The organism is Aurantiacibacter odishensis, assembly GCF_003605195.1.
Lineage (GTDB): Bacteria > Pseudomonadota > Alphaproteobacteria > Sphingomonadales > Sphingomonadaceae > Alteraurantiacibacter > Alteraurantiacibacter odishensis.
Genome location: NZ_QYOS01000021.1, coordinates 122,531 through 147,894 on the forward strand (window position 1 = coordinate 122,531; position 25,364 = coordinate 147,894).

25 protein-coding genes are annotated in these 25,364 nt (G+C 64.5%); 15 read left to right on the forward strand and 10 right to left on the reverse strand.

Features of this window, described 5'->3' with window-relative positions; genetic code table 11:
* Positions 1-11: 11 nt before the first annotated feature.
* On the reverse strand, positions 12-923 hold the full coding sequence (locus D4Q51_RS04920) for an oxidoreductase (RefSeq protein ID WP_120076639.1): 912 nt from the start codon (positions 921-923) through the stop codon (positions 12-14).
* Positions 923-1,558 (reverse strand): ribonuclease HII, encoded by a 636-nt coding sequence (locus D4Q51_RS04925; protein WP_120076640.1) that lies wholly within the window; start codon positions 1,556-1,558, stop codon positions 923-925. The genes D4Q51_RS04920 and D4Q51_RS04925 overlap by 1 nt, the downstream gene beginning before the upstream one ends.
* Here D4Q51_RS04925 and D4Q51_RS04930 point away from each other — a divergent pair.
* From D4Q51_RS04930 to D4Q51_RS04955, 6 genes are all read left to right on the forward strand, one after another.
* A complete protein-coding gene (locus D4Q51_RS04930; protein WP_120076641.1) occupies positions 1,557-2,759 on the forward strand; it encodes a PQQ-dependent sugar dehydrogenase in 1,203 nt (400 codons plus the stop codon). The two genes, D4Q51_RS04925 and D4Q51_RS04930, sit on opposite strands and share 2 nt — an antisense overlap.
* Before the next feature lie 63 nt (positions 2,760-2,822).
* Positions 2,823-3,341: a GNAT family N-acetyltransferase gene (locus D4Q51_RS04935; RefSeq protein WP_120076642.1), complete on the forward strand. Its 519-nt coding sequence runs from the start codon at positions 2,823-2,825 to the stop codon at positions 3,339-3,341.
* Between the two features lie 25 nt (positions 3,342-3,366).
* Complete coding sequence (locus tag D4Q51_RS04940) at positions 3,367-3,924, forward strand: DUF1285 domain-containing protein (RefSeq protein WP_120076643.1); 558 nt, start codon at positions 3,367-3,369, stop codon at positions 3,922-3,924.
* A complete protein-coding gene (locus tag D4Q51_RS04945; RefSeq protein ID WP_120076644.1) occupies positions 3,921-4,523 on the forward strand; it encodes a CoA pyrophosphatase in 603 nt (200 codons plus the stop codon). Before D4Q51_RS04940 ends, D4Q51_RS04945 begins: the two co-directional genes overlap by 4 nt.
* Positions 4,524-4,550: 27 nt before the next feature.
* Positions 4,551-5,732, forward strand: coding sequence for a CCA tRNA nucleotidyltransferase (locus tag D4Q51_RS04950; RefSeq protein WP_120076645.1), 1,182 nt, complete (start codon positions 4,551-4,553; stop codon positions 5,730-5,732).
* Between the two features lie 248 nt (positions 5,733-5,980).
* Positions 5,981-6,484, forward strand: a complete 504-nt coding sequence (locus tag D4Q51_RS04955) for a hypothetical protein (RefSeq protein WP_120076646.1) — start codon at positions 5,981-5,983, stop codon at positions 6,482-6,484.
* Between the two features lie 186 nt (positions 6,485-6,670).
* Here D4Q51_RS04955 and parC read toward each other — a convergent pair whose 3' ends face one another.
* Positions 6,671-8,968, reverse strand: a complete 2,298-nt coding sequence (parC, locus tag D4Q51_RS04960; protein ID WP_120076647.1) for a DNA topoisomerase IV subunit A — start codon at positions 8,966-8,968, stop codon at positions 6,671-6,673.
* A gap of 106 nt (positions 8,969-9,074) precedes the next feature.
* On the opposite strand from parC, the gene D4Q51_RS04965 reads away from it, so the two are divergent.
* A complete protein-coding gene (locus D4Q51_RS04965; protein WP_120076648.1) occupies positions 9,075-9,626 on the forward strand; it encodes a type 1 glutamine amidotransferase domain-containing protein in 552 nt (183 codons plus the stop codon).
* 147 nt (positions 9,627-9,773) lie between these two features.
* Positions 9,774-11,483: a mechanosensitive ion channel family protein gene (locus D4Q51_RS04970; protein ID WP_120076649.1), complete on the forward strand. Its 1,710-nt coding sequence runs from the start codon at positions 9,774-9,776 to the stop codon at positions 11,481-11,483.
* A 2-nt stretch (positions 11,484-11,485) separates the two neighbouring features.
* Here the strand turns inward: D4Q51_RS04970 and D4Q51_RS04975 are convergent, their stop codons facing one another.
* The 4 genes from D4Q51_RS04975 to D4Q51_RS04990 form a co-directional block, all read right to left on the reverse strand.
* Positions 11,486-12,775, reverse strand: a complete 1,290-nt coding sequence (locus tag D4Q51_RS04975) for a class I SAM-dependent methyltransferase (protein ID WP_120076650.1) — start codon at positions 12,773-12,775, stop codon at positions 11,486-11,488.
* 117 nt (positions 12,776-12,892) lie between these two features.
* On the reverse strand, positions 12,893-13,222 hold the full coding sequence (locus tag D4Q51_RS04980) for a 2Fe-2S iron-sulfur cluster-binding protein (RefSeq protein ID WP_120076651.1): 330 nt from the start codon (positions 13,220-13,222) through the stop codon (positions 12,893-12,895).
* A gap of 5 nt (positions 13,223-13,227) precedes the next feature.
* Positions 13,228-14,301: a cysteine desulfurase family protein gene (locus D4Q51_RS04985; RefSeq protein WP_120076652.1), complete on the reverse strand. Its 1,074-nt coding sequence runs from the start codon at positions 14,299-14,301 to the stop codon at positions 13,228-13,230.
* 99 nt (positions 14,302-14,400) lie between these two features.
* Positions 14,401-15,477: a cysteine desulfurase family protein gene (locus tag D4Q51_RS04990; protein ID WP_120076787.1), complete on the reverse strand. Its 1,077-nt coding sequence runs from the start codon at positions 15,475-15,477 to the stop codon at positions 14,401-14,403.
* A 106-nt stretch (positions 15,478-15,583) separates the two neighbouring features.
* Here D4Q51_RS04990 and D4Q51_RS04995 point away from each other — a divergent pair, with 106 nt between their 5' ends.
* Both D4Q51_RS04995 and D4Q51_RS05000 read left to right on the forward strand, forming a co-directional pair.
* The gene (locus D4Q51_RS04995) at positions 15,584-16,240 is read left to right on the forward strand and encodes an alpha/beta hydrolase (RefSeq protein WP_120076788.1); all 657 of its coding nucleotides are present in this window, start codon (positions 15,584-15,586) and stop codon (positions 16,238-16,240) included.
* 151 nt (positions 16,241-16,391) lie between these two features.
* Positions 16,392-17,075, forward strand: a complete 684-nt coding sequence (locus D4Q51_RS05000; protein ID WP_120076653.1) for a TonB family protein — start codon at positions 16,392-16,394, stop codon at positions 17,073-17,075.
* 21 nt (positions 17,076-17,096) lie between these two features.
* Here D4Q51_RS05000 and D4Q51_RS05005 read toward each other — a convergent pair whose 3' ends face one another.
* Positions 17,097-17,324 carry a hypothetical protein gene (locus tag D4Q51_RS05005; protein ID WP_120076654.1) on the reverse strand — a complete coding sequence of 76 codons (228 nt, stop codon included), beginning with the start codon at positions 17,322-17,324 and terminating at the stop codon, positions 17,097-17,099.
* 83 nt (positions 17,325-17,407) lie between these two features.
* On the opposite strand from D4Q51_RS05005, the gene D4Q51_RS05010 reads away from it, so the two are divergent.
* From D4Q51_RS05010 to D4Q51_RS15640, 3 genes are all read left to right on the forward strand, one after another.
* Positions 17,408-19,252, forward strand: a complete 1,845-nt coding sequence (locus D4Q51_RS05010) for a DUF885 domain-containing protein (RefSeq protein WP_120076655.1) — start codon at positions 17,408-17,410, stop codon at positions 19,250-19,252.
* A gap of 87 nt (positions 19,253-19,339) precedes the next feature.
* Positions 19,340-20,440, forward strand: a complete 1,101-nt coding sequence (locus D4Q51_RS05015) for a polysaccharide deacetylase family protein (RefSeq protein ID WP_205689437.1) — start codon at positions 19,340-19,342, stop codon at positions 20,438-20,440.
* Between the two features lie 71 nt (positions 20,441-20,511).
* Positions 20,512-20,739, forward strand: coding sequence for a hypothetical protein (locus D4Q51_RS15640; protein WP_162925151.1), 228 nt, complete (start codon positions 20,512-20,514; stop codon positions 20,737-20,739).
* Between the two features lie 21 nt (positions 20,740-20,760).
* Here D4Q51_RS15640 and D4Q51_RS05020 read toward each other — a convergent pair whose 3' ends face one another.
* Together D4Q51_RS05020 and D4Q51_RS05025 are read right to left on the reverse strand one after the other, a co-directional pair.
* The gene (locus tag D4Q51_RS05020; protein WP_120076656.1) at positions 20,761-21,081 is read right to left on the reverse strand and encodes a hypothetical protein; all 321 of its coding nucleotides are present in this window, start codon (positions 21,079-21,081) and stop codon (positions 20,761-20,763) included.
* A gap of 119 nt (positions 21,082-21,200) precedes the next feature.
* The gene (locus D4Q51_RS05025) at positions 21,201-22,811 is read right to left on the reverse strand and encodes a phosphoenolpyruvate carboxykinase (protein ID WP_120076657.1); all 1,611 of its coding nucleotides are present in this window, start codon (positions 22,809-22,811) and stop codon (positions 21,201-21,203) included.
* A gap of 220 nt (positions 22,812-23,031) precedes the next feature.
* On the opposite strand from D4Q51_RS05025, the gene D4Q51_RS05030 reads away from it, so the two are divergent.
* A complete protein-coding gene (locus D4Q51_RS05030; RefSeq protein WP_120076658.1) occupies positions 23,032-23,802 on the forward strand; it encodes a response regulator transcription factor in 771 nt (256 codons plus the stop codon).
* Positions 23,795-25,363: a stimulus-sensing domain-containing protein gene (locus tag D4Q51_RS05035; protein ID WP_120076659.1), complete on the forward strand. Its 1,569-nt coding sequence runs from the start codon at positions 23,795-23,797 to the stop codon at positions 25,361-25,363. The genes D4Q51_RS05030 and D4Q51_RS05035 overlap by 8 nt, the downstream gene beginning before the upstream one ends.
* Position 25,364: the final 1 nt, after the last annotated feature.

Below are 25,364 nucleotides of genomic sequence, written 5' to 3' on the forward strand. Positions count from 1 at the left end.
CCAGATTAAACCTAAGCAGGCGCGAGGCCGGGGTCGATTCCGGTCAGTTCTACCGACTTGTCCCACAGCCGCGCGGCCAGCTCTTCGTCCTGCGCACGTTTGCTCTGCACCGCCCGGCCAGAGGTCTTGCCGCCCGTTTCCTTGAAGCCATAGGGGCCGTAGTAATCGCCACCTTCGGCTGCGGGGTCCGTGGCCGCCTGGAGCGCGGGCAAGGCGCCTTCTTCCGAGGTGTTGAGCACGGTACCCACGATGGAGGAGAAGAACTTCCCGCCCTTGATGTGGCGCGTCAATTCGCTCGCCGCGATGCCGGGGTGGCTGGCCAGCGCATGCGCTTTCGACCCGGACTTGCGCAGACGGCGGTCCAGTTCGTTGGCGAACAGCAGGTTCGCAAGCTTGCTCTGCCCGTAGAACTTCGTCTTGTCGTAGCCCTCGCTGCCGTCGAGATTGTCGAAATCGATATCCGCGCCGCGGTGCGCGATGCTGGATTGCATCACCACTCGGCCACCCTCTTCCGAAAGCTTGTCCAGTAGCAGCGAGGTAAAAGCGAAGTGGCCAAGGTGGTTCACGGCGAACTGCAATTCGCAGCCAGCCGTCGCGGTGGAGAACGGGGGCATCATCACGCCCGCGTTGTTCACCAGCATGTCGATCCGCTCTTCCTTCGCGGCCTTTTCCGCTGCTTCGCGCACGCTGGCGAGGTTGGCGAGGTCGAGGTGCAGGTACTCGGTCTCCCCGCCCTGCTCTCGCCCGCCGTCGATGCGGGCGATGGCGTCTGCCGCCTTGTCGCCATCACGGCAGGCCAGCAGCACGCGCGCGCCCTTGGCGGCCAGAGCGCGGGCGATTTCGAACCCGATGCCGGTGTTGGCGCCGGTGACGATAGCCGTGCGGCCCTGCTGGATCGGAATATCTCCGAAAGTGAAACTCATCAGAACATCTCCATTTGCGCGACCGGCGCGAAGCTGCGGCGGTGCAGCGGCGTCGGTCCATGTGTGCGCAATGCTTCGAGATGCTCTTTCGATCCGTAACCTTTGTTCCGCTCCCACCCGTAATGCGGATGCGAGCGCGCGGCCTCGGCCATCATCCGGTCGCGGTATTCCTTGGCGATGATGCTGGCAGCGCCGATGCACGCCTCCTTCCCGTCGCCGCCCACGATGGCGCGCGCGGGCCAGCGCCACTCGGCGCAACGACCCGCAGGCGTGAGGTTGCCGTCGATCAGCGCCTCCAGCCGGTCCTCCCGCAGCACCGCGCACAGGTTCTGCATGGCAAGGCTCATCGCCAGCATGGTCGCGCCGAAGATGTTGAGCCGGTCGATCGCCTCCACGTCCACCACGCCGATGCCGAAGGCGCAGCGGCGGCGGATCGCCACTTCCGCCTCGGCCCGCGCCTTCGCGGTCAGCTTTTTCGAATCGCCTACGCCCTTTGGTCGGGGCTTGCACAGCAGCACCGCCGCCGCCACAACCGGCCCGGCAAGCGGCCCGCGACCCGCCTCGTCAACCCCTGCCACAAGGGGGCCGGGGCCAAGCGAGGCACAAAATTCGTTCGAGGGAGTTCCGGAGAGCATGCGTAACAAAGTCCTGACCGCCATCATATTCCCCACCGTCGCTCTCGCAAGCTGCAACAGCGCCGCAACCGGGGATACCGCTCCCTCCGCCAGTGCCACGGAAGAAACCGTTACCGCTGTTGCGGGTGGTGAGCCTGTGGAACTGCAATCCACCTCTCCTTTCGACGCAGCCAGCTACGGCGCTTTCAACGAGCCCTGGGCTCTGGCGTTCGAACCCGGCACCGGCGTGATCTTCATCACCGAGAAGCCCGGCACGATGAAGTTCTACGATCCCGCAAGCGGCCGCATGGGCACGGTTACAGGAATGCCGTCCGTCGCCTATCGAGGCCAGGGCGGGCTCGGCGCGCTTGCCTTCGCGCCGGACTACGCCACCAGCGACACGATCTATCTCTCGTGGGCGAAGGAATCGGGCGAAGGCACAAAGGCCGCCGTCGGGCGCGGGACGCTGGTGTGCGACGCAGCGGATGCCTGCCGCGTCGACGGCCTTACCGAAATCTGGGAGCAGAGCCGCGCGGGTGAGCGCCCGGGCCACTACTCCCACCGCCTCGCGTTCTCGCCCGATGGCCAATACCTGTTCGTCTCCAGCGGAGACCGGCAGGAGCAGGACCCCGCGCAGAACCTGGAAAACAACCTTGGCACCGTGGTGCGCCTGAATCTCGACGGCACGCCCGCTGCTGGCAATCCCTTCGCCGACCGCGGCAGCCCGACCGACCAGATCTGGTCCTACGGCCAGCGCAACATGCTGGGGCTGGAGTTCGATTCCTCCGGCAACCTGTGGGCGCTGGAGCATGGTCCGGCCGGCGGGGACGAGCTGAACCTTGTCGAGCCCGGTAACAACTACGGCTGGCCCACCCGCTCCAATGGCGACAACTACTCCGGCAGCGACATTCCCGATCACACTGCGGACGATCCCTTCGTGAAGCCCGCGATCAGCTGGAACCCGGTGATCGCGCCGGGCGGCATGACCTTCTACACCGGCGACATGTTCGCCGACTGGCAAGGCCAACTGCTAATCGCCAACCTGCGCACCCAGTCGATCAGCCGCGTTACCGTGAACGCCGCCGCCAATTCGGCGGATGAAGCCTCTCGCTACGAGTTCCCGCGCCGCCTGCGCGACATTGCACAGGCACCGGACGGTGCCCTCTGGGTGATCGAGGATGGCGCGGAAGGTCGCCTGATCCGTCTGACGCCCAAGGGTTAAGCGAAAAGGTATCGCGCGAAACAGTTGCGCCTGTGGGCGCGCCGCCCTATCGGCGCGCCCCCTATGACCGACGTTACCGCCACCCTGATTCCGCTCGCCGAAGTGGACCCCGCCATGGTCGAGGAATTGCTCGACCGTGCCTTTGGCGAGGATCGCCAGTCTCGCACGGCCTACAAGGTGCGCGAGGGGACGGACTGGCTACCCGCATTGAGCTTCGCCGTGGTGGACGACAACCGCTATCTCGTCGGCACCATACAGGTGTGGCCCGTCGCGCTGACGGACGATCAGGGCCGCCGCCACCCGATGCTGATGGTCGGCCCCGTCGCCGTGGTGCCCGAACGGCATAACCAGGGGTTCGGGCAGGCGCTCTTCGCCGCCATGTTCGATGCGATGAATCCGTCCGCCGCGCTGCCGCAGGTGCTGATCGGCGACCCGGAATACTACGGCCGGTTCGGATTCCACGGCGCGCCGACGCAAGGATGGGACCTGCCCGGTCCCTTCGAGCGGCATCGTCTGCTGGTCCGCACGGACAATCCCGGCGTATTGCCCGACCACGGCACTTTGGGCCCTTGGCTTGGCTGACATCAATGGCCATCTGGTATGAACCATGGCCTACGATATCCCGCCCGACCTTGCCGGAATGAACCTGCTGGAAATTGCCGAGCAGGTCGAAGCGCGCAAGCTGCCTCCCGTCGATACCTGGAAGCCGGAGGCGACCAGCAACAGCAACATGCGCATCGCCGCCGATGGCACCTGGTATCACGACGGCAGCCCGATCACCCGCCCCGCGATGGTGCGCGCCTTTGCCAGCCTGCTGTGGCGCGATCCGGAGGACGGGCAGTACTACCTCGTCACCCCGCACTACCGGCAGACGATCGAGGTGGAGGACGCCGCCTTCATTGCCACCGACATGCGCGAGGACGACGATGCCTTGGCCTTCCGCCTCAACACCGATGAACTGGTGATCGCCGGGCCGGACAATCCCCTGCGCGCTGCGGGCGATGCCGACGCGCCCACCATCTACCTCGCCGTGCGCCACGGGTGCGAAGCGAAGCTGGACCGTTCCACCTGGATGCAACTGGCGCAGTATGCGCTCGATCAGGGGCACGAGCCGCTTGCGGTCACCAGCAGAGGCGAAACCTTCTCCTTGGTGCCTGCCGAATGAGCCTGCTGTTCGACCGCTTGCATCGCCATTTTGCCGACACGCAGCATATTGGCATGGCGGGCATTCGGGACGACAGCGAATTCGTGGTGGGGCAGGAACTGCGCGATGCCGCCGTCCTGATCGCCGTGACGGAGCGGGCCGAACCCGGCGTGCTCCTCACCCACCGCCCCCTCACCATGCCCAGCCATCCCGGCCAGGTTTCATTTCCCGGCGGCAAGCTGGAAGCGGGGGAAACCGTGATCGAGGCCGCCCTTCGCGAAGCGGAGGAGGAACTGGCTATCGATCCCGCCCGGGTGCGCGTGGTGGGAGAGGCGACGACTTTCGCCACCGGCAGCGGATACCGCCTTACGCCTGTTCTGGGCGTCATCCCCTCCGATATCGAAATTCGCCCCGACCCGCGCGAGGTTGCCGACTGGTTCGAGGCGCCGCTGCGCCACCTGCTCGACCAGTCGAACCACAAGCCCAAGATCGGCATGTTCAACGGCAACGAGCGGCCCTACGTCGAGATCGACTGGCAGGGTCATCGCATCTGGGGCATTACGGCGGGCATCATCGCCCACTTGTCGCACCGCTTGTCGGTGGACGATCTGGTTGAATAGCGGGGCGCTTCGTGCTGAAGGCGAAGCGTGACGAAGGCCACTCTCTTCCAAGCCGAATGGACGCAGCGCGCAGACCTTGCGCAGCTTGTCGCCGCCATTGGCGCGGATAACCTGCGCTGGGTGGGCGGCGCGGTGCGCGATACGCTGCTAGGCCTCGCGGTAAAGGATATCGACGCGGCCACGCCGCTCCATCCCGAAGAGGTTATGGCGCGCCTGAAGGAGGCGGGTATCAAGGTCGTGCCGACGGGCCTCGATCACGGCACCGTCACCGCGGTTGTGGATGGCGGGCCGGTGGAAGTCACCACGCTGCGCAAGGACGTCGCCACCGACGGCAGGCGCGCGACCGTTGCCTTTGCCGACAACTGGCAGGACGATGCCGCCCGGCGCGATTTCACGATCAACGCGCTCTACGCCCATCCCGAAACGCTGAAAATCAGCGACTATTTCGGCGGGCTGGACGATCTGGAGGCACGACGCGTGCGCTTCATCGGCGATGCGCGCGAGCGTATCCGCGAGGATCACTTGCGCATCCTGCGCTATTACCGCTTCCAGGCACGGTTCGGCTCAACGCTGGATGACGAGGGCGAGAATGCCTGCGCCGAATTGGCGCCCATGCTGAAGGGTCTCAGCCGTGAACGCGTGGCAATGGAACTGCTCGGCCTGCTGGACCTTGCAGACCCGGTACCCACCGTGCGCCGCATGTTCGATCGCGGCGTGCTGCCGGTGATCCTTCCTGAAGTTGGCGAGGACGGCCTTGCCCGCCTCTCCACCCTGACGCAGACCGAAGAGACGCAAGGTGCGGGGCCCAACGCCATACGCCGTCTTGCCGCCATGCTGCCCGCTGAGCCGAAAACCGCCGAACAGGTCGCGGCGCGCCTGCGCCTTTCGAACGCGCACAAGAAGCGCCTCTCCCGCCTTGCCGCCCGCGCCCGCCGTCCCGGCGACGCCCGCGTGCTCGCCTACCGCGAGGGAATGGACGTAGCGCGCGATCTGCTGCTGCTGGCTGAGCAATCGACGGCGGCGCTGAAGGGGTGGGAGATACCGAATTTCCCGTTGAAAGGCGGCGAAATTGTCGAACGCGGAGTGGATGCCGGACCGGAAGTCGCACGTGTATTGCGAGCGGTCGAAAATCGCTGGCTGGAAGAAGGTTTCCCCGATCGGACCCGTGTCGATCAATTGCTGCGCGCAGAATTGCCTGGCGACAATTAGTACGCATCGCTTACAGTTTCTCCTTGAAATTGGCTGCCGGGCTGGTGCAGGTAGTGTTCAGAAGCCGTCTGCTAGAAGGCTTTTTAACGGGATCGGCGCTGTGTTTGCGCCGTCTGTGTCTGCCCCGGCAATTGATCGGGTGCTTGCCGCCCGTGTGCCATTTCCGGCGCCTTTCAGGCCATGTCGGACGAATTTGAACTCCCGGACCCGCACCATGCGAAGGGTCTGGATGGAAGGGGATTACTTGCATGAAAAAGATCGCACTCACCGCCGCCGCAGCCGTTGCTGCCCTCGCCGCCAACCCTGCCTTGGCGCAGGACGTGGGCGACACCGTGATGGGTAACGACGGCAATGCCATCGGCACCGTCGCGCAGACCAACGAACAGGCCGTGCTGCTGTCTGTCGACGATTACCAGATCGCCCTGCCCGCCAACCTGTTCGGCGAAGGCGAAACCGGCCCGACCCTGAACGTCACCAAGGCCCAGCTGGTACAGATGCACGAACAGCAGTTGGCCGAGGCCGAAGCCGCGCTTGCCGCCGCCCTCGTTGAAGGCGCAGCCGTCGTCACCGCCGATCCTCAGCCGCTGGGCACCGTCGACACCATCGATGAAGCCAACGTCGTGATCGTGCGCGAAGACGAAAGCAAGGTCACGCTGCCGAAGGATATGTTCGCAGTCGACCAGAACGGTGCGCTCGTCGCCCGTATCATGATGGCCGACCTCGAAGCTGCTTTGGCCGCACAGGCCGGCTAAGCTTCCCGCTTACCAAGATCACCAAGGAGCCCGGCAGGAGCGATCCTGCCGGGTTTTTGTGTAGGAAAACGGCGTGCGATTGGCGCGCCGCAAGGCCGAACGGCCGCCCGCAGCGGGCGCGGAGCGTAGCGCAGCGCGTCTAGCGAGGACGAAGCCGCGCAAGGCGGCTTCGCACAACAAACTACCTTAAAACTTGTTATCTTTCGGGAAGCCCTGCGGCGGCAATCGGCCAGCTGCGCCGCGTGCCACTTTCCACATGCCGATTTCGTTCTCGGTCCGGGTGCGGTCGCCCTTGCCGCCCATCTGCCAGCTCAGGCCCTCTTCCAGCGTGAAGGTGGTGGCATCGGAGAGGCCGCCGTCGCGGTAGCGTTGCAGAGTCACGCCCTGCCCGCGCGTCATGACTGGCATTTCCTCCAGCGCGAAAATCACCAGCTTGCGGTTCTCGCCCACCACGGCAACGTGATCGTGTGCGGGCGCCACTTCACGCGCCACGGTCAGCTTCGCATCGCCTTTCAGGTTGACCACCTGGCGGCCCTTGCGGGTCTCGGCCAGCAGCTCGTCGGTAATGGCGACGAAGCCCTTGCCGATGGTGGAGGCGAGCAGCACCTGCTTGTCCTTCTCGTGCACCACCACGGCGATGATCTGGGTGGAGGCGTCGATATCCAGCGTGTTCCTCACCGGCTCGCCAAAGCCGCGCGCGCTGGGCAGCTTGTCCGCCCCCAGCGTGAAGAAGCGCCCGTCGGCCCCTGCCAGCAGCAGCTTGTCAGTCGTCTGGCAATGAACGGCGAAGGCCGGGCCATCGCCCTCCTTGTACTTGAAATCGCCGCAGCCGTCCTCGCCAAGGTCCACGTGGCCCTTCGCGGCGCGCACCCAGCCCTTGGCCGAGAGGATCACCGTTACCGGCTCCTTCTCGATCATGGCATCGGGATTGAATTCTACCGTCGGCGCAGCCTCGGCAATCGTCGTGCGGCGCGCGCCGATGGCGGTATCCTCGCCATATTCCTTGCGCAGGGCGGCCATGTCTCGCTTCAGCCGGGTGCGCTGGCGCGCCGGGCTTTCTAGCAGTTTCGTCAGCTCGTCCTGCTCTTTCAGCAGTTCGTCCTTCTCGGTGCGAAGCTGCATCTCCTCCAGCTTGCGCAAGCTGCGCAAACGCATGTTCAGGATGGCCTCGGTCTGCCTGTCGGTAAGGCCGAATTCCTCCATCATCACCGGCTTTGGCTCATCCTCTGTGCGGATGATCTCGATCACCCGGTCGAGGTTGAGGAAAGCGATGATGTAGCCTTCCAGCAGTTCCAGCCGGTCCGCGATCTTGGCCAGCCGGTGCGACGTGCGGCGTTGCAGAATCTCGATCTGGTGCGTGACCCAGTTCTGCAGCAGCTCCTTGAGCCCCATCACCATCGGCGTGCGGGTATGGTCCAGCACGTTGAGGTTGAGGCTGAAGCGCGTTTCAAGGTCCGTCAGCTTGTAGACGCTTTCCTTCAGCAGTTCGGGATCGACGTTGCGGCTGCGCGGCACCAGCACGATGCGTACCTGCTCGTCACTCTCGTCGCGCACGTCTTCCAGGATCGGCAGCTTCTTGTCACCGATGGCGGCGGCGATCTGCTCGATCAGCTTGCTCTTGGGCACCTGGTAAGGGATTTCGGAAATGACGAGCTGGTATCCGCCGCCTTTCTGCCGTTCGATCCCGGCCTCGCGGTCGGCTGTGTTCTCCGCCTCCGCCGCAAAGAAACGCCCACGCACGCGGAAGGACCCACGGCCCGTTTCGTAGGCGTTGGAAATTGCCTCCGGGCTGTCGACCACAAGGCCGCCTGTGGCAAAGTCCGGCCCCTTGAACACGGTCATCAGCTCTTCGTGGGTAACGTCCTTGTTGAACATCACCATCTCGGCCGCATCCAGCACTTCGGCGACGTTGTGGCTGGGGATGCTGGTCGCCATGCCCACGGCGATGCCACTCGCCCCGTTCGCCAGCAGGTTGGGGAAGAGGCCGGGCATGATGACCGGTTCTTCTTCCTCGTTGTTGTAGGTGGGGATGAACTCGACCGTGCCCTCGTCCAGCCCGTCCATCAGCTGCATCGCGGTGCGCGTCAGCTTGCATTCGGTATAGCGGTAGGCGGCGGCGTTATCGCCGTCGATATTGCCGAAGTTGCCCTGCCCCTCCACCAGCGGATAGCGCAGCGTGAACGGCTGGGCGAGGCGCACCATCGCATCGTAGACCGCCACGTCGCCATGCGGGTGATACTTGCCGATCACGTCGCCCACGACGCGGGCAGACTTCTTGAACGTGCTGTCGGGCGAGAGGCGCAACTGCCGCATCGTCCACAACAGGCGGCGGTGGACCGGCTTCAGACCATCGCGCAGGTCCGGCAGCGAACGCGCTGTAATCGTTGACAGGGCGTAGACGAGATAACGCTCCGAAAGCGCGCTTTCGAAAGGTTCGCGGGTAATGCCCGCGCCGGAATCACTGGGTTCTTCAACGGTTGCCATGCGGTTTGCCCTATCACCGTCTCCATTCGGCGGACAGCGCGGAACGTGGGCCTTTCCCCACCCGTTGCAGGGTCAAACACCAAATCACGAAACAGGAGCACACATCATGGCACAACGCGTAATGATCCTCGCCACCAACGGCTTCGAACAGTCGGAACTGGAAAAGCCCAAGGCGAACCTCGAAGACGCGGGTTACGAGACCGTCGTCGTCAGCCTGGAAGACGGTCAGATCAAGGGCTGGGACAAGGATGACTGGGGCAGCCCGGTCGATGTCGACCTCACGTTGGACGAGGCGACAGAAGCCGAATTCGATGCGCTCGTCCTGCCCGGCGGCCAGATCAATCCGGACCTGCTTCGCGTGGAAGACAAGGCCGTGCAGATGGTCAAGGATTTCAACACTGCCGGTAAGCCCATCGCCGCGATTTGCCACGCTCCGTGGCTGCTGATCGAAGCGGGCCTGCTGAAGGGTCGTGGCGCTACCAGTTACACCTCGATCCGTACCGACCTTGCCAATGCCGGCGCAAACGTGATGGACAAGGAAGTGGTGGTTGACGGCAACCTCATCACCAGCCGCAACCCGGACGATATCCCTGCATTCTCCAATGCCATCATTGATGCGCTGAAGCGTCAGAGTGCGAAGTTTACGGAAGCCGCCTGATCCCCGGAAACGACCCGACCTCCAACCTGGTCCGGGGATACCGGACTTCGACAAAGCCCCGCCGTGCTGAGCAAGCGCGGCGGGGCTTTCTTGTGCGGGCCGGACCCTTCCCCGCCGCCGCGCATTGGAAATTCGATGGGGAAGACAATGCTTGATATCATCCGCCTGAAAACAGGCGCGCTGTTGCTCACGTTCTTGCTGGCCTTGGTATCTGCCGCACAGGCGCAGGACGGACGCACGGTCGCTGCCAGTTCGGAACCGTACGTCTACCAGGTCGAGCAGCTGCAGAACGGCGGTGGCTCCGGCACCCCGCTGGAACTCGATACGCCGATGGGCATGATCGAGACGTTCATGGCGGCAGGGGCGCAAGCAGACTGGCAGGCGGCCTCTGCAGCGATGGATTTTGCCAACGTCGATGCCGATGCGGGCGCGCGGCAGGAACTGGCGGCGCAGCTTTACGATCTGGTGCACCGATCCGTGTCGATAGAATGGGCGGACCTGCCCGACCGGCCCGACGCGGTCGATATCCTTGCCAGCGACAAGAACCCCATGGCCGGCGTTGCGCGCCGTTCGATACGGCTGGCAACGCTGGACATGGACGGGCGGACTGTCCCCGTGCGCCTCGCCCGCGTGCAGGAACCGGGCGGAGAGCCGGTGTGGGTGTTCAGCCGCCAGACGGTCGCCAACGTGCCGCAGCTCTATGCCATTTACGGGCCCACGAAGTTCGAGCAATCGCTGCCGCCGATGCTGCGCAAGCAGGCATTCTGGACGCTGGCCTGGTGGGAAGTGATCGCGCTGCCGCTGATACTGCTGCTGGGCGCGCTGGCCGCTGCGCTCACCTACCGCGCCATCGGGCATTTCCGTGACCGGATGGACGAGGACGGCAAGATTTTCGGTGTCTTGCAGGCCGTGCATCTTCCGGCAACGCTGCTGGCCTTCGCCGGGACATTCGCCCTCATCCGGGGCACTTTCTTCCGGCTGTCCGGTCCCGTCGCCGACCTGCTCAATCCCCTGCAGTTGCTCCTGATCATCGCAGCGGTGATCGGCATCATGCTTTCGGCGCTCGATTTCCTGTTCGATTTCGCCACAACGCGGCGCACCAGCAAGCTGGAAGCGCCGGAGAACAACGAGGACCGCAACTTCTACACCAAGATGAGCGCGATCCGCCGCATCCTCACCGCCGTGCTGCTGCTGGCGGGCATCGGGTTCCTGCTGGTGGCCAGCAACATGTCAAACACGCTGGGCTTCTCGATAATCGCTTCTGCCGGGGTGCTGGGCCTGGTGCTGGTCTTCGCCGCGCGCAAGGTGCTGGGCGATATCATGGCCAGCGTGCAGATCGCCTTTGCCCGCAGCGCGCGGATTGGCGATGCCGTCTACTACGACGACCAGTGGTGCTACGTGGAGAAGATCGGCTTTACCCACCTGCGCCTGCGCAGCTGGGACGAGCGCCGCGTGATCGCACCTGTCAGCGCCTTCACCAGCGAGAGTTTCGAGAACTGGACCAAGCAGGACCCGAGCCTGATGGTGCATGTCGAGCTGGAGCTGGATCACCGCGCCGATGTGGATGCGCTACGCGGCCCGTTCCGCGAATTCGTCGAGAGCGACGAGGAGGTGATGGACCCCGACGATGCCGTTTGCGAGGTGGTGGGACACAAGGCCAATGCCATGATTGTGCGATTCATGGCGCGCGCGCAGGACCCCAAGGTCGGCTGGAAAATGCACTGCCGCCTGCGCGAACACATGCTCGCCGCCGCCGCCCGACTGGACGCCGGCGAAGGGAACGAACCCGGCCCCGCCTTCCTGCCCCGCGAACGCGAGGTGCGAATGGACCTGGCGGTGGAGGAGGAAGTGGGCTGAACCTAGCTTTCTGCTGCCAGGGCAGATGCGAGCGAGAGAACGCGGTCCGAACCGACTTCTCCTGCCAGCGCGTAGGCAAACGGTCCGCTTTCCCAGTAGGCCAGCGAACGGCCTTCGCGCGTCTCGAGCAAGGGCAGTTTCTCGGCCGGCGTTTCCGCCCGCGTCGCAAACATCGACACGCTCTCGCCAGCCGCCGTCTCCATCACCAGCGCCACGGCAGGGCCGTGATCGGACGGATAAACCTGCACATCTTTCAGCGCCCAGTCGGCAGGGATAGCAGGCAGATTTATACCCGTGGCGCTGGCGATCTCGCGCCGGTCCAGCAGCGGCGATTCGAGTTGCGAGGCCATGCGAAGGCGCGCCTGTGAGGCATGGTAGGAGGCGTCGGCTTCTTCGATGAAGGATGCAGCGCTTGCCGGTTGTTCGCCCACGGTGGCGTTGACGATCCAGCCCCCGGCGAAAGCCAGCGCCAGCATCGCCGCCCGCTGCCAGCCGACCGATCGAGCAGGCGCGGCCTTCTGCGGGAAGGCCACGACCTCGGCGCTGCGGCGCTTGCGGCCGACCAGCGTGCCCTTCGTGCTGCCCGCCACACGCTCGAAATCGATCTGCGGCCAGCGTTCGCGCCAGCGCCGCGCGACGATCCGCTCTCCCGGCCGCGCGCCGTCGTCCAGCAGGACGATGGCTCCGGGCGAAAGGCGCTCGAACAGGCAATCCGCCGCCCCGCGAACGAAAGGATGGACGGACCACGGCGGCCCGTCGATGATGAGCAGGTCAATGGTGTCAGGCAGGTTCGACAGGTCGTACCACCGGCCCGGCCAGCCCGGTACGCTGGCGGTCAGCGGAGCGTGAGCCATTCGCGCATTCGCACCTTCCTCGGCCAGCCATTCTCTCGTTGCCTGAACGAAGCCCGCGTGCTGGTCATAGCTGTGCAGTGTGCCGCCGCCGTTCTGTTCCAGCGCCTTCGCGCAGACGAGCGAGGTTGCCCCGGCCCCCAGCTCGACCACGTTGGCAGGACGCAGTTCTTCCACCGCGTCCACGATGCGATGCAGGAAGCCGGTGTCCGCCTTCCAGCTGCCGAGGTTCGGCAAGGCATCCTCGCGCAGGCCCACGCGTTCCAGCAGGCGGCGCTTCTCGGCCTTGCGCCCGCCCCACAGGCTGAACAGCAGCCACGGCCATCCGATTGCACCGAACGCCAGCCGATAGGCCATGTCGGAGGCTGGGGTGCTCGAAGCGGGCGCCTCGTCCTCGTCGCTGGCGAGGGAGAAAAGCGGCGTGGTGTTGCGAGAGGTCATGGAATTGGGTCCGGAGCAGCTATGCGCGCAGGGTGGGCCCGGCGCTGGTAGAATCGAACGCGCCTGTTAGCCAACGGATTCTCGCCCAGTCATGAATGGCGGATATTGAACGGCCGGTCAGAACCCCTGCGCGTCGTTGCTGTCGCTGGGAATGCGCACTTCGAGGCCGTCCAACTCTTCGGTCAGCAGGATCTGGCAGGACAGGCGGCTGGTGGCGTGAACGTCGGCGGCAAGGTCGAGCATGTCCTCCTCGTCCTCCACCGCTTCGGGCAATTTGCCGAACCATTCGCGCGCCACGATCACGTGGCAGGTGGAGCACGCCATCTGCCCCTCGCACGTGCCTTCCAGCGGCATACCCGCGGCCTGGCCGACTTCCAGCAGCCGGTCGCCGGGGGAAGCTTCTGCCTCAACCCTTTCGCCCTTGCGTGTAATGAAGGTGACTTTGATGGCGTCTATCCTTGCTGCGATGCAGCATTGATAAGCTTTTCGGCGGCCAGTTCAAGCTGCTCCATGCTGGTGTAGCGCCCGAAGCCCAGCCGGATGGAGCTTTTTGCCTTCTTCGCGCTCAGCCCGATGGCCTGGAGCACGTGGCTGGGCCTGCCCGATCCGCTGGCGCAGGCCGAGCCTGCCGAGAACATCACGTCGCGGCAGTCCGACATCAGGCGCGCCACGTCCAATCCCTTGCGGCGGATATTGAGATTGCCGTGCCAGCGCGCTTCCGCGCTGCCGTTCAGCTCCCAGTCCGCGAACAGTTCGCGCGCGCGGTGCCACAGCGCCTCGACGTGGGCGGCATCGTCCTCCATCCGCTCCTTCGCCACCATGGCCGCCGCGCCGAAGCCTGCGCACAGAGCCGGGCTAAGCGTGCCTGAGCGAATATTCGCCTCCTGGCCGCCGCCGGTCTGTTGCGGTTCGAGTTCGATACCGTTCCTCACCCACAGCGCGCCGATGCCCTTGGGGCCGTGAATCTTGTGCGCGGAAACGGCGATCATGTCCGCGCCTGCCAGCGGCATCTTGCCATAGGCCTGCACCGCGTCGCACAGGTAAAGCGCGCCCGCTTCCTTCGCCTTGCGATGGAATTCCACCGTGGGCTGGATCACGCCGATCTCGTTGTTCACCTGCATCACGCAGACGAGCTTGGTGTCGTTCGGAATGTCCTGCTTCACGTTGCACTGCCCGTCCTTGGCGACGTTCAGTTCGTGCGCCTTGCCAATGGCGTGGGCGGTATCGAGCACGGCGGCATGTTCGATGGCGGACACGCTGATCGCGCCCTTGCCGGGGCACCCGCGCATGGCGAGATTGATCGCCTCGGTCGCGCCGCTGGTGAAGATCACCTGCCCGTTCGGCGGAAACAGCGCCGCCACCCTGTCCCGCGCGAGGTCTATCGCCGCGGCGGCTTGCCTGCCCATGCGGTGCGGAGAGTGCGGATTGCCGAACGCGGTGCCATCAGGCCCGTCGAGCCATTGCAGCATGGCATCGCGCGCTTCGGGCGCGAGGGGAGTGGTTGCCTGGTAGTCGAGGTAGATCACTACAAACCCTTTTAAACCGAACGGGCTGAGCTTGTCGAAGCCCTGCTTTTCCCGTTCACTAAAGAAGGACAGCCCTTCGACAGGCTCAGGGCGGTCGGATCAGAGAAGCGACTTCCAAGCCTGCGCAAAGGCATCAAGTTCCTCTGCCGTGGTGTTCCAGCCAAGCGAGACGCGGATAGTGCGGCTGGCGACATCATCGGGCACACCAAAGGCATCGAGCACCCGGCTTTTCTTGAGCGTGCCGGACGAGCAAGCACTACCTGCCGAAACGGCAAAACCCGTCGCATCCAGCCGGATCAGCAGCGCCTGCGCGCTCAAGCTGGGATGCGCTACCGAATAGATATGCGAGGCCTGCAAGCCCGGCATCAGAACCTCACCCCCGGAATAAAGCGCGTTCTTGAAATCGAATTGCTGCTCTACCGTGGTGGCCCAACGTTCGATCCCACCACATTCAAGCGCCGCAGCCATACCCATGATTGCAGGGAGGTTCTCGGTTCCCCGGCGATATCCGCGTTCGTGGCCGCCGCTGGGTTTCAGCAGGGCATAGTCCCTGACCAGCAACGCGCCGATCCCTATCGGCCCGCCGAACTTGTGCGCTGCCACGATGGCCATGTCCGCGCCGTCAGGGATGGGATACTTGCCGGCACTCTGCGCGCAATCGACCAGCAGCAGACCATTGGCATCGTGGACCGTCTGCGCCACCTTTGTTATATTCTGGATCGTCCCCGTCTCTGAATTGACGTGTTGGACCGCGACGAGCGTCCTGTTCTCTCCGCCAGTCTCGAGCACGGCAGACGGCTCGCAAGCCTGCGCCACAAAGGTGAGATCGACTTCACCATCCTCGCCAATCGGAATCTCGGTCTCGCCCTCACCAACGTAGCGGTGCAGGGCATCGTGTTCGACCGCGCTGATTGCGGTGTGAATTGTCTGCGCCTGTCCAAAGGCCAGCGCCGCCGCCTCGCTCGCGCCCGAGGTGAAGATCAGTTCGCCGTCCCAGCCAAGCGCCGCCTTGCACCGCGCCCGCGCATCTTCCAGCGCCGCCTTTGCCTTGCGCCCTTCGCCATGGGGTGAGGACGGGTTGGCCCAGATTGCAAAGCCCTCTTCCACCGCAGCTTTCGCTTCGGGGCGCAGCGGAGTCGTGGCGGCGTGATCGAGATAGATGCGCTGGTCTGGCACGGCGCTCACGTAACAATTGCGAAAATCGGCATAATCCCTATATAGCCGCCACCTTGTGCCGCGCTACCCGCAGGCGCCCAACATTCCAGCAGAGCAACAAACGCCCATGCCTCACGTTATCTTCCCCGGCCCAGAGGGTCGTCTCGAAGGCCGTTTCTCCCCCGCCCCGCGCCCCCGCGCACCTGTCGCCATGATCCTGCACCCGCACAGCCAGGGCGGCGGCACGATGAACGACCGGATCGTGCAGCAGCTCTACAAGAACTTCGTCGGACGCGGCTTTGCCACCCTGAGGTTCAATTTCCGCGGTGTCGGCAAGAGCCAGGGCAGCTTCGACAACGGTATCGGTGAACTGTCCGATGCGGCGAGCGCGCTCGACTGGGTGCAGCAGATCCATCCCGAAGCGCAGACCACCTGGGTCGCCGGCGTATCCTTCGGCGCGCTGATCGGGATGCAATTGCTGATGCGCCGCCCGGAAATCCGCGGCTTCATCTCCATCGCGCCGCCTGCGAACATGTACGATTTCTCGTTCCTCGCGCCTTGCCCCGCATCGGGCATCTTCATCCAGGGCACGGCGGACACCGTGGTGCAGCCGCAATCGGTGCAGAAGCTGGTCGACAAGCTGCGCACGCAGAAGCACATCACGATCCACCACGACGAGATTCCGCGTGCCAACCACTTCTTCGAGAACGAGCAGGAAGAACTGATGAAGTCGGTCGACAACTACCTCGACTTCCGCCTCGATCCGAGCTGCCCGATCACCTGATCTGGCACATCTTCAAAGGCTTGCAATACGCGCGTCGAAGCTTCGGTTCCGACGCGCGTTTTCGTTGGGTCTTGCAATTCCCCGCCAAATATGTGACAGTATAACATGACTCACTCGCGAAAGAGTGAGCATCGGGAAGAGGAAGAGCAATATGTCCTACACCAACGCCACAGTCAGCCCTGCGGCCCGCCTGCGCGCGGCGACGGGGGTAATCGCCCTCCATGCCCTTGTCGGCGCTGGCGTGATCGCCGGTCTCAGCATCACCGGCGTGATCCCCACGGAAGATAAGGGCCTGATATCCTACTTCACGCCGGAAACCGTGCCACCCCCGCCCCCGCCGGAGCCGGTAGCACAACCGCAGGAACAGGCCTTTGCCCCCGTCACCGCGCCGCAGCCGCCGATCGAACTCGATCGCACCGCGCCTGTCGAGGCCGAGCCTGTCACACCCAATATCTCCGACCAGGTCGTGCTGAAGCCCACGCCCGAATTCGTCGAGATACCCGGTCCCGTGGTAACGCCCAGCGTCGCCCCCGCCATCGAACCGGTGCCCGCACGCCCGCGCAATGGCCCGGCAGGCTGGATCACCACCAACGACTATTCCCGCAGCGACCTGACCCGCGAACGCGAGGGCACGGCAAGCTATCGCCTTGTGATCGGCAGCGACGGGCGGGTGGATGCCTGCGAGATCACGCGCAGCAGCGGCCACTCCACGCTGGATCGCAACACCTGCCGTCTGCTGGAAAGCCGCGCCCGCTTCGATGCGGCGACGAACAACAAGGGTGAGCGGACGGTCGGCACCTATTCCGGCTCCGTCACCTGGCAGATACCGGACTGATCGGCCCCGGGAGAGGCCGGATTACTCCTGCCCGGCCTCTTCCTCGGCCACGGCGCTGTCCGCTGCCTCAATCGGCGTTTGTCCGCCGTCCATCGGCACCAGCCAGATTGCCACGTTGGCGAACATGACAAAGGCCAGCACCGCCATCAGCAGCGCCTGCTTCGTGATCCCCTTGCGCCACAGAACGAAAGCCCCTGCGGCAAGGGCAATGGCGGCCAGGAGGATGATCGAGATGACAAGGTCGAACATGATCACTCTCTAGCTTCCGTCCCTGTGTGTCGCCAGCGCTATCATGCTTGACTGATACGGTTGCATCGGCAACCACCTGTTCCATGCAGAAAATCATCGACAGCTCGCTATCCCGCCGTTCCTTCATCGGGGCGCTGGGCGCTTCCACCGCGCTTACCGTGCTGCCCGGCTGCGTCACCGCGCCTGCCGCCACCGGCAGCAATTCTGCGGCAGAGGCGCTGCTGGACGACGTCGCGTGGAACCTGCTGCGGCACGAGCCCACGCGTGCCACCTCGCTGGGGGTGGATACCGGCGCACATGCTGCGCTGCGCCGCCAGCTTGGCGCGGCGGGGCCTGAGGCACAGGATGCCAAGGCCGCTACCCTGCGCGCCGATCTTGCACGGGTTCGCGCCTTCCCGACAGAAGGACTGGACCCCGCCACCCGCACCAGCTTTGAAGTGGTGGAAAGCGCCTACGCCACCGCGATCGAGGGGATGGAACTTCCCTACGGCGATATTCCCGTCGGCTCCTGGCGTACCGCGCCCTACGCCGTAATCCAGAACGTGGGCGCCTATATCGACCTGCCTCGCTTCCTCGATTCAGACCATCCGGTCACCAATGAAGGTGATGCCGAGGCCTACATCGCCCGGCTGGAAGAAATGCCCGGCGTGCTGGCAGGCGAACTGGAGAAGATCAGCGATGCCCGCGCTATGGGGGTCGTGCCGCCAGACTTCCTGCTCGACCGCGCCCTCGACCAGATGGAGCGTCAGGTGGCGGACGCGCGGCAGGGCGGAGCGCTGGTCGAATCGCTCGTTCGCCGCACCCGAGAGCAAGGCATTGCCGGCAGCTGGGAAGCGCGCGCGACCGAGATCGTCACCGGGCAGATCGCACCCGCTCTCGAAGCGCAACTGGCTGAATTGCAGCGCGAACGCGCCCTCGCAACCAGCGCGCCGGGAATGGATGCCCAGCCGCAGGGCGAGGAATGGTATCGCTGGTCGCTCAAGTCCAGCACCACCACGAACATGTCGCCTGCCGAGATTCACCAGCTTGGCCGCGATACCCTGGCCAGCATCGATGCGGAGATGGACCCGATCCTGCGTTCGCTCGGCTATACCGAAGGCACGCCCGGCCAGCGCATGACCCAGCTCTCGCAGGACGACCGCTTCAAGTTCGCCGAGGGCGATGCAGGCCGCGCGGAGATCATGACGTTCCTCAACGAACGGATCGACTGGATCCGCGGCCAGATGCCCCGCGCCTTTGCCCGCGTGGTCGATCCCGAGGTCGAAGTGCGCCGCATCCCGCCGAACGAGGAACTGGGCGCGCCCACGGCCTATGGCGGCGCGCCCGCCGTGGATGGTTCGCGCCCCGGCACCTTCTGGATCAACCTGCGCGATACGGACCTGCACCGAACCTACGATCTCGTCACCCTCGCCCATCACGAGGCCATTCCCGGCCACGTGTGGGAAGGCGAATATTCCAACCAGCTGCCGCTGATCCGAGCGATCCTCGCCTTCAACGCCTTCAGCGAAGGCTGGGCGCTTTATGCAGAACAGCTGGCAGACGAGCTTGGCGCATACGACGACAACCCGGCATGGCGGCTTGGATACCTGCAGGCAGCGGCCTACCGGGCGGTGCGGCTGGTGGTGGACACCGGCCTCCACGCTCAGGGGTGGCAGCGTCAGCAGGCGATCGACTACTTCCACACCAACACCGGCGTGGGCCTTGCCGAGACCACGAACGAGATCGACCGCTATTGCAGCTGGCCCGGACAGGCGACCGGCTACATGGTCGGCAAGCTGGAAATCCTGCGCCAGCGCGACCGCGCCCGGGCCGCGATGGGCAGCGGTTACGACCTTCGCACTTTTAACCAAGCGGTGGTGGAAGGCGGCAACGCCCCGCTCGACGTGCTGGCCGGAAATATCGACCGCTACATCGGCACGAATGGATAGAGAACCACCGCGCGTGCTGAATACCTGCCCTTAACCTGCCTGCACTAAGCCTGCGAGATCAGGCCAGCCGCAGGGTGCGGCTCGTGCGTGTACGGAGATCGTCAGCAGGCGCTGGGCATGGTTGCGCTCTACATAACCATCGATACCGAATACGAGTTCGGTTTCACACGGCGTCACGGGCCGGGTTCGCGTGCGGAAAACTTCCGCCGGTCGATCCGGTGTGCCACGCCCGACGGCGACGTGGGCATCTTTCACCAGATGGACGTGTTCGATAGGCACGGACTGAAAGGCGTGTTCTTCGTTGATCCGCTGCCCGCCCTGCTGTGGGGCACTGGACCGATAGCCGACATCGTGGAGCCGATTGTCGCACGCGGTCACGACGTGCAGCTGCACCTACATACGGAGTGGCTGGAACTGGCTGGCAAGGCCAACCCGCTGGGGACGCGCACCGGTGCGAACATCAAGGATTTCGCGCGAGACGAACAGGCTGTGCTGCTGGAGCTGGGCATCGACCTGCTGATGCAGGCAGGCGCGCCGCGTCCGGTGGCCTTTCGCGCGGGCAATTACGGAGCGAATGACGACACTCTGCGAGCGATGGTGCAGGTCGGCCTTTCCCACGATACCAGCCACCCGCCCGGCCTGATGGACGGCGAATGCGAGATCGGCCTCGATGAACGGCACCGCCGCCCGCTGCGTCGCCATGGCGTGATCGAGGTGCCCATTGGCTGCATCGGCGATGCATTGGGCGGACTGCGCCATGCCCAGCTGACAGCGCTATCCTACCGCGAGATCGTGGCAGCCCTGCGCCACGCGCGGGCCAACGAACTGGGCTGCTTCACCGTCGTTTCCCACAGCTTCGAGCTGCTGTGCCGCCAGCGCACGCGGATCAACCGCATCGTAGAGCGTCGGTTTGAAAAGGTGTGCGCCCATGTCGCGGCGATGGAAGGCGTTACCACCGCCACCTATGCCGAGCGCCTTCCCAATGTTGCCAAACGCCCCGTCGGTGCACCGGTGCTCGCCCCTGCCCCGTTACTCAACGGTACGCGCATGGTGGAGCAGGCTGTCGCCAATGCACTCTATGGCCGCGAAACAGCCGCTCATGTGGAAGGCGACGGCGCGAAAGAGCCTAATGCCGTCGCAAAGGCGGTTCGCTACCTGGAAATAGCCAACCAGGCACGCGTTCGCTGACAGCGCGGCAATCCCATCTCCGAAAGTTGCAGGGATATTGAGCGGCCAGGCAGGTTTAAATCCTGCTAACCATGTCCGACAAGCCCGGCTTAACCAGCGCGGTGCACTTTTCCTTCATTCGAGAAAGAAGGTTTGCCGCCATGATGAACTACGTGGTCGTGGGAGCGACAGGACTGTTGCTCCTGATGCTCGTGCCGGACTCCAAGGTTCGATGGCAGCGCCTTTCCGCACGCGGGGGCGCTGCCATGCTCTTCGGCCTCGGCCTGTTCGGCACGGTCTATTCGGTGATGGCGCCCTGACGACGGGCGCCGTCCACCCGCCTATCTCTTGCCGAACAGGTTGCCCGCCATGCCCGCGATATCGTTCAGCGGGTTACCATCGTGGTCCTGGTCGAGGATCTGCATGAACGAGGCGAGCGAGCCTTCGCCGCCGACATGTTCCATCACCTGCGTGAGAATGTTCGCGTCGATGCCGCTCTTCTGCTGCGCCACCTCCACCGTGTCGCCGCTGGCCTGATGGCCCTCGGTCAGCGCGGCAATCGCCTTCTCTGCGGTCGCCTGGTCGATGCCCAGCTTATCTGCCATGTTCTTGACAGTGGGGTGGTTGTGCGCTGCGCCCAGGATCTGGTCGAAAATGCTCATGGCGAATCCTCCTAATTGTGGTTCCGCCGTCACGTTACGCCGCGCGACTCGCATGTAAAAGGCCCCGCACCGGTCTTGCGCCGGGCGGGGCCTCTCCTCTCCAGCTCGGAAACTGGTTGTCAGGCCGCTTGCGGAGCCGCCTGCCGGACGCCTTCGTCCACGTGCTCGGCAAACTGGCGGAAGTTCTCCACGAACAGTTCCACCAGCTTGTGCGCGGTGGCGTCGTATTCGTCCTTGTCGGCCCAGGTGCTGCGCGGATCGAGCACGGTCTGGTCGATACCGGCCTCGTCCAGCGCGGGCACGTGCACCGGCACATCGAAGCCGAAGTTCGGATCCTTGCGGAATTCCACGTTATCCATCTTGCCGTCGAGTACCGCGTTCAGCAGGCCGCGAGTGGCCTTGATCGGCATACGGCTGCCGACGCCGTACTTGCCGCCGGTCCAGCCGGTGTTGAACAGCCAGCACTGCACGTCGCCCTTGGCGATACGTTCCTTCAGCAGGTTGCCGTAGACCGACGGGTGGCGCGGCATGAAGGCAGCGCCGAAGCAGGTGCTGAAGGTGGCTTCCGGCTCGGTCACGCCGATCTCCGTCCCTGCCACCTTGGCGGTGTAGCCGGAAAGGAAATAGTACATTGCCTGATCTGCCGTAAGGCGCGCGATCGGAGGCAGGACGCCGAAGGCATCGGCCGTCAGCATGATGACGTTCGACGGTGCCGGACCGAGGTTCTTTTCCGAAGTGTTCGGAATGTACTCGATGGGATAGGCGCCGCGGGTATTCTCCGTCTTGCTGCCATCCGTGAAGTCCAGCTCGCGCGTGTCCTCGTCCATCGTCACGTTCTCGATGATCGTGCCGAACATCTTGGTCGTCGCGTAGATTTCCGGCTCACCCTCTGCCGAGAGGTTGATCATCTTGGCGTAGCAGCCGCCTTCGAAGTTGAAGACCGCATCGTCGGACCAGCCGTGCTCGTCATCGCCGATCAGCGTGCGGCTGGCATCGGCGGAAAGCGTGGTCTTGCCGGTGCCGGAAAGGCCGAAGAAGATCGCCGTCTTGCCATCCGGGCCAATGTTGGCGGAGCAGTGCATGGGCATCACGCCCTGTTCCGGCAGCAGGTAGTTCAGAAGGCCGAACACGCCCTTTTTCATCTCGCCCGAGTATTCGGTGTTGCCGATCAGGATCAGCTTTTCCGTCAGGTTGACCGCAATCACCGTGTCGCTGCGGCAACCGTGGCGTTCGGGATCCGCCTTGAAGCTGGGCAGGTTGATGATGGTGTATTCGGGATCGAAGCTGGCCAGTTCTTGGGGGGTCGGGCGCACCAGCAGGGTGCGGGCGAACAGGTTATGCCACGCCATCTGCGTGATGACGCGCACGTTCACGCGGTATTCCGGCTGGCTGCCGCCGAACAGGTCCGCCACGTAAAGCTCGGTCTGATCCTTCGTCGCGGCGAGGAAATCGGCCTTCAGGTTGTCCCAGTGCTCCTGGTCCATCGGCTGGTTGATCTTTCCCCAGTCGATCGTGCTCTCGGTCGTCGCGTCGCGGACAATGAACTTGTCCTTCACGCTGCGACCAGTGAACTTGCCGGTATCGACCAGCAGCGCGCCGTGCTGCGTCAGCTGCCCCTCACCCTTGGCGATGGCATGTTCGACGAGGGCAGCGGTGCCCAGGTTCGGGTGAATAGTGGCGGTGGTCGCAATGCCCTGGTCGGACAGCGACTTGGAAAGTTCGTATGACACGTAGGCTCCTCGTTACGGTCAAGATGGCAACGGCGCATTCGTATGCACTCGATTGTGCGGCCCGCATAAGGTCGAAAGCTGGGCGCGTCAATTTACCGGGACCGGTTTGACTTAGTCCGGGATTACTTACCTTTGAGACCATTTTGGCGGGGCTATCGAGGGCCTGCCAGTTGTCACGTCGCCGGCAAGGGATTACCTCGCTTGTGGGACAAGGAGAAGCATGACGCAGGCATCCGACAATATCGCCACAGAAGCGCAGAATTTCGCGGCTGACGGCCAGCGAACAATCGCGCTGGTGGACGACGATCGCAACATCCTGACCACGCTTTCCATCGCCCTCCAGGCCGAAGGTTACGCCACCCGCGTCTACTCCGACGGAGAAGCTGCGCTCGCAGCGCTGCAACAAAATCCTCCGGACCTGGCCGTGTTCGACATCAAGATGCCTCGCATGGACGGCATGGAATTGCTGCAGAAGCTGCGCGAATCGTCGGACCTGCCGGTGATCTTCCTGACCAGCAAGGATCAGGAGGAGGACGAGGAAGCCGGTCTTGCCATGGGCGCGGACGATTACATCGCCAAACCGTTCAGCCAGCGCCTCCTGCTGGCCCGCATCCGCACCATACTGCGCCGTGCCGCCCCGTTGCCTGAAGGCCATGAGGATACCACACCCGCGCCCAGTGCGCACAGCGAAGTGATCGCGCGCGGCCGCCTGGCGATGGACCCGGCGCGCCACCAGGTCACCTGGGATGGCAAGCCCGTCAGCCTTACGGTTACGGAGTTCCTCATCCTTGAGGCGCTGGCCGTGCGTCCCGGCGTTATCAAGAGCCGCAACCAATTGATGGATGCAGCCTACCCGGACGACGTGTTCGTGGACGACCGCACCGTCGATTCGCACATCAAGCGCCTGCGCCGCAAGTTCCGCGCGGTAGACCCGGAGTTCGGCGCGATCGAAACGCTGTACGGCGCGGGCTACAGCTTCTCCGATGGCTGACGACAGCGGCGACACGGGGTTGCAGGCGAGCCGCCTGGAGCGGCTGGCCTTTCCAGTTGGCCGTTCGCTCACCGCGCGCATCCTCGCCGTCAACCTGATCCCGCTGCTGGTGCTGGCGGGCAGCCTGTTCTTTCTCGATTCCTATCGTAGGCAGCTGCTCGACGAACGTTTCAAGCTGGCCCGGATCGAAGCGCAGATCACGGCCGAGGCACTGGCCGGGGCCACGCGCGAGCGGCAGGAGGCACTGCTCAGCCAGATCGGCCGCGAACAGCGGATGCGGATGCGGCTCTACGATGCATCGGGCGCGCTGATTGCCGACAGTTTCGAATTGGACGCTCCCAGCTTTACCTTCGACGATCCCGTGGCGGAGCCATTCCTTGAAGACCTCGCCCGGTGGACGGATAGCGCGGTCAACATCGCCGTCGGTGCACCCTCCCCTCCGCGTTACGTCGAGCCTGAGGATACCGCCGCCGACAACTGGCCCGAACTCGCCCGCGTGCGCCAGCAGGGCCTGTCGCAGATCGAGCTTCGCCGCGCGCCGGACGGAACCCCGGTGATCAACGCGGCCGCGCCCGTCGGCGTCAACGGAGCCAGCCTGCTCACCACGCGCAACGCATCGGACATCACGCAGGCCGTGCGCAACGCGCGCAGCAGCCTGATGACGATCATCATGCTGGCGCTCGCCGTTTCCATCGTACTCTCGCTCTATCTTGCCAGCACCATCATCCAGCCGCTGCGGCGCCTGGTAATCTCCACCCAGCGCGTGCGCCTGGGCCGCGACCGCGAAGTGGAAGTGCCCCGTATGGACGAGCGCGCCGACGAGATCGGCCTGCTCGCCCGCGCCGTTTCCGACATGACAGCCACGCTGCGCCACCGCATCGACGCGGTGGAAACCTTTGCCGCCGATGTCGCGCACGAGATCAAGAACCCACTGGCATCGCTACGCAGCGCGACGGAATCGCTGCCCCGCGTCAAGGAGCCGAAACTGCACGCTCAGCTGGTGGAAGTGGCCGCCCATGACGTGCGCCGGATCGACCGCCTCGTGACCGAAATTTCAGAGGCCAGCCGGATCGATGCCGAACTCAGCCGCGCCACTTTCGAACCGGTGGAACTGGGTCAGTTGTTCGCCAACGTGGTCTCCCGCAAGATGGAGCGGAGCGAAAACCGCGGATGCGTGATCACCATCGACATGGACACCACCCGCGACCTGGTAATGGGCGTGCCGCTGCGTCTGGAGCGGATCGCCGAGAACCTGATCGACAACGCGGTGTCCTTTTCGCCCGAAGGCGGGCGCATCACTGTCACCATTTCCCGCGCCGGCGGCCGGGTCTCCGCGACGGTCTGCGACGAAGGACCCGGCATTCCCGAAGCCGAGCGGGAAAAGGTCTTCCGCCGGTTCCACTCGCATCGCCCGGAAGGCGAAGAATATGGCAACCATTCGGGGCTAGGCCTCGCCATCGGCCGTACCATTGCCGAAGCGCACGATGGCAGCCTGAGCGTGGCGGATCCCCCGGATTCGCTGGGCGGGGCCTGTCTCGTTCTCGAATTGCCAGCCGCGTAAG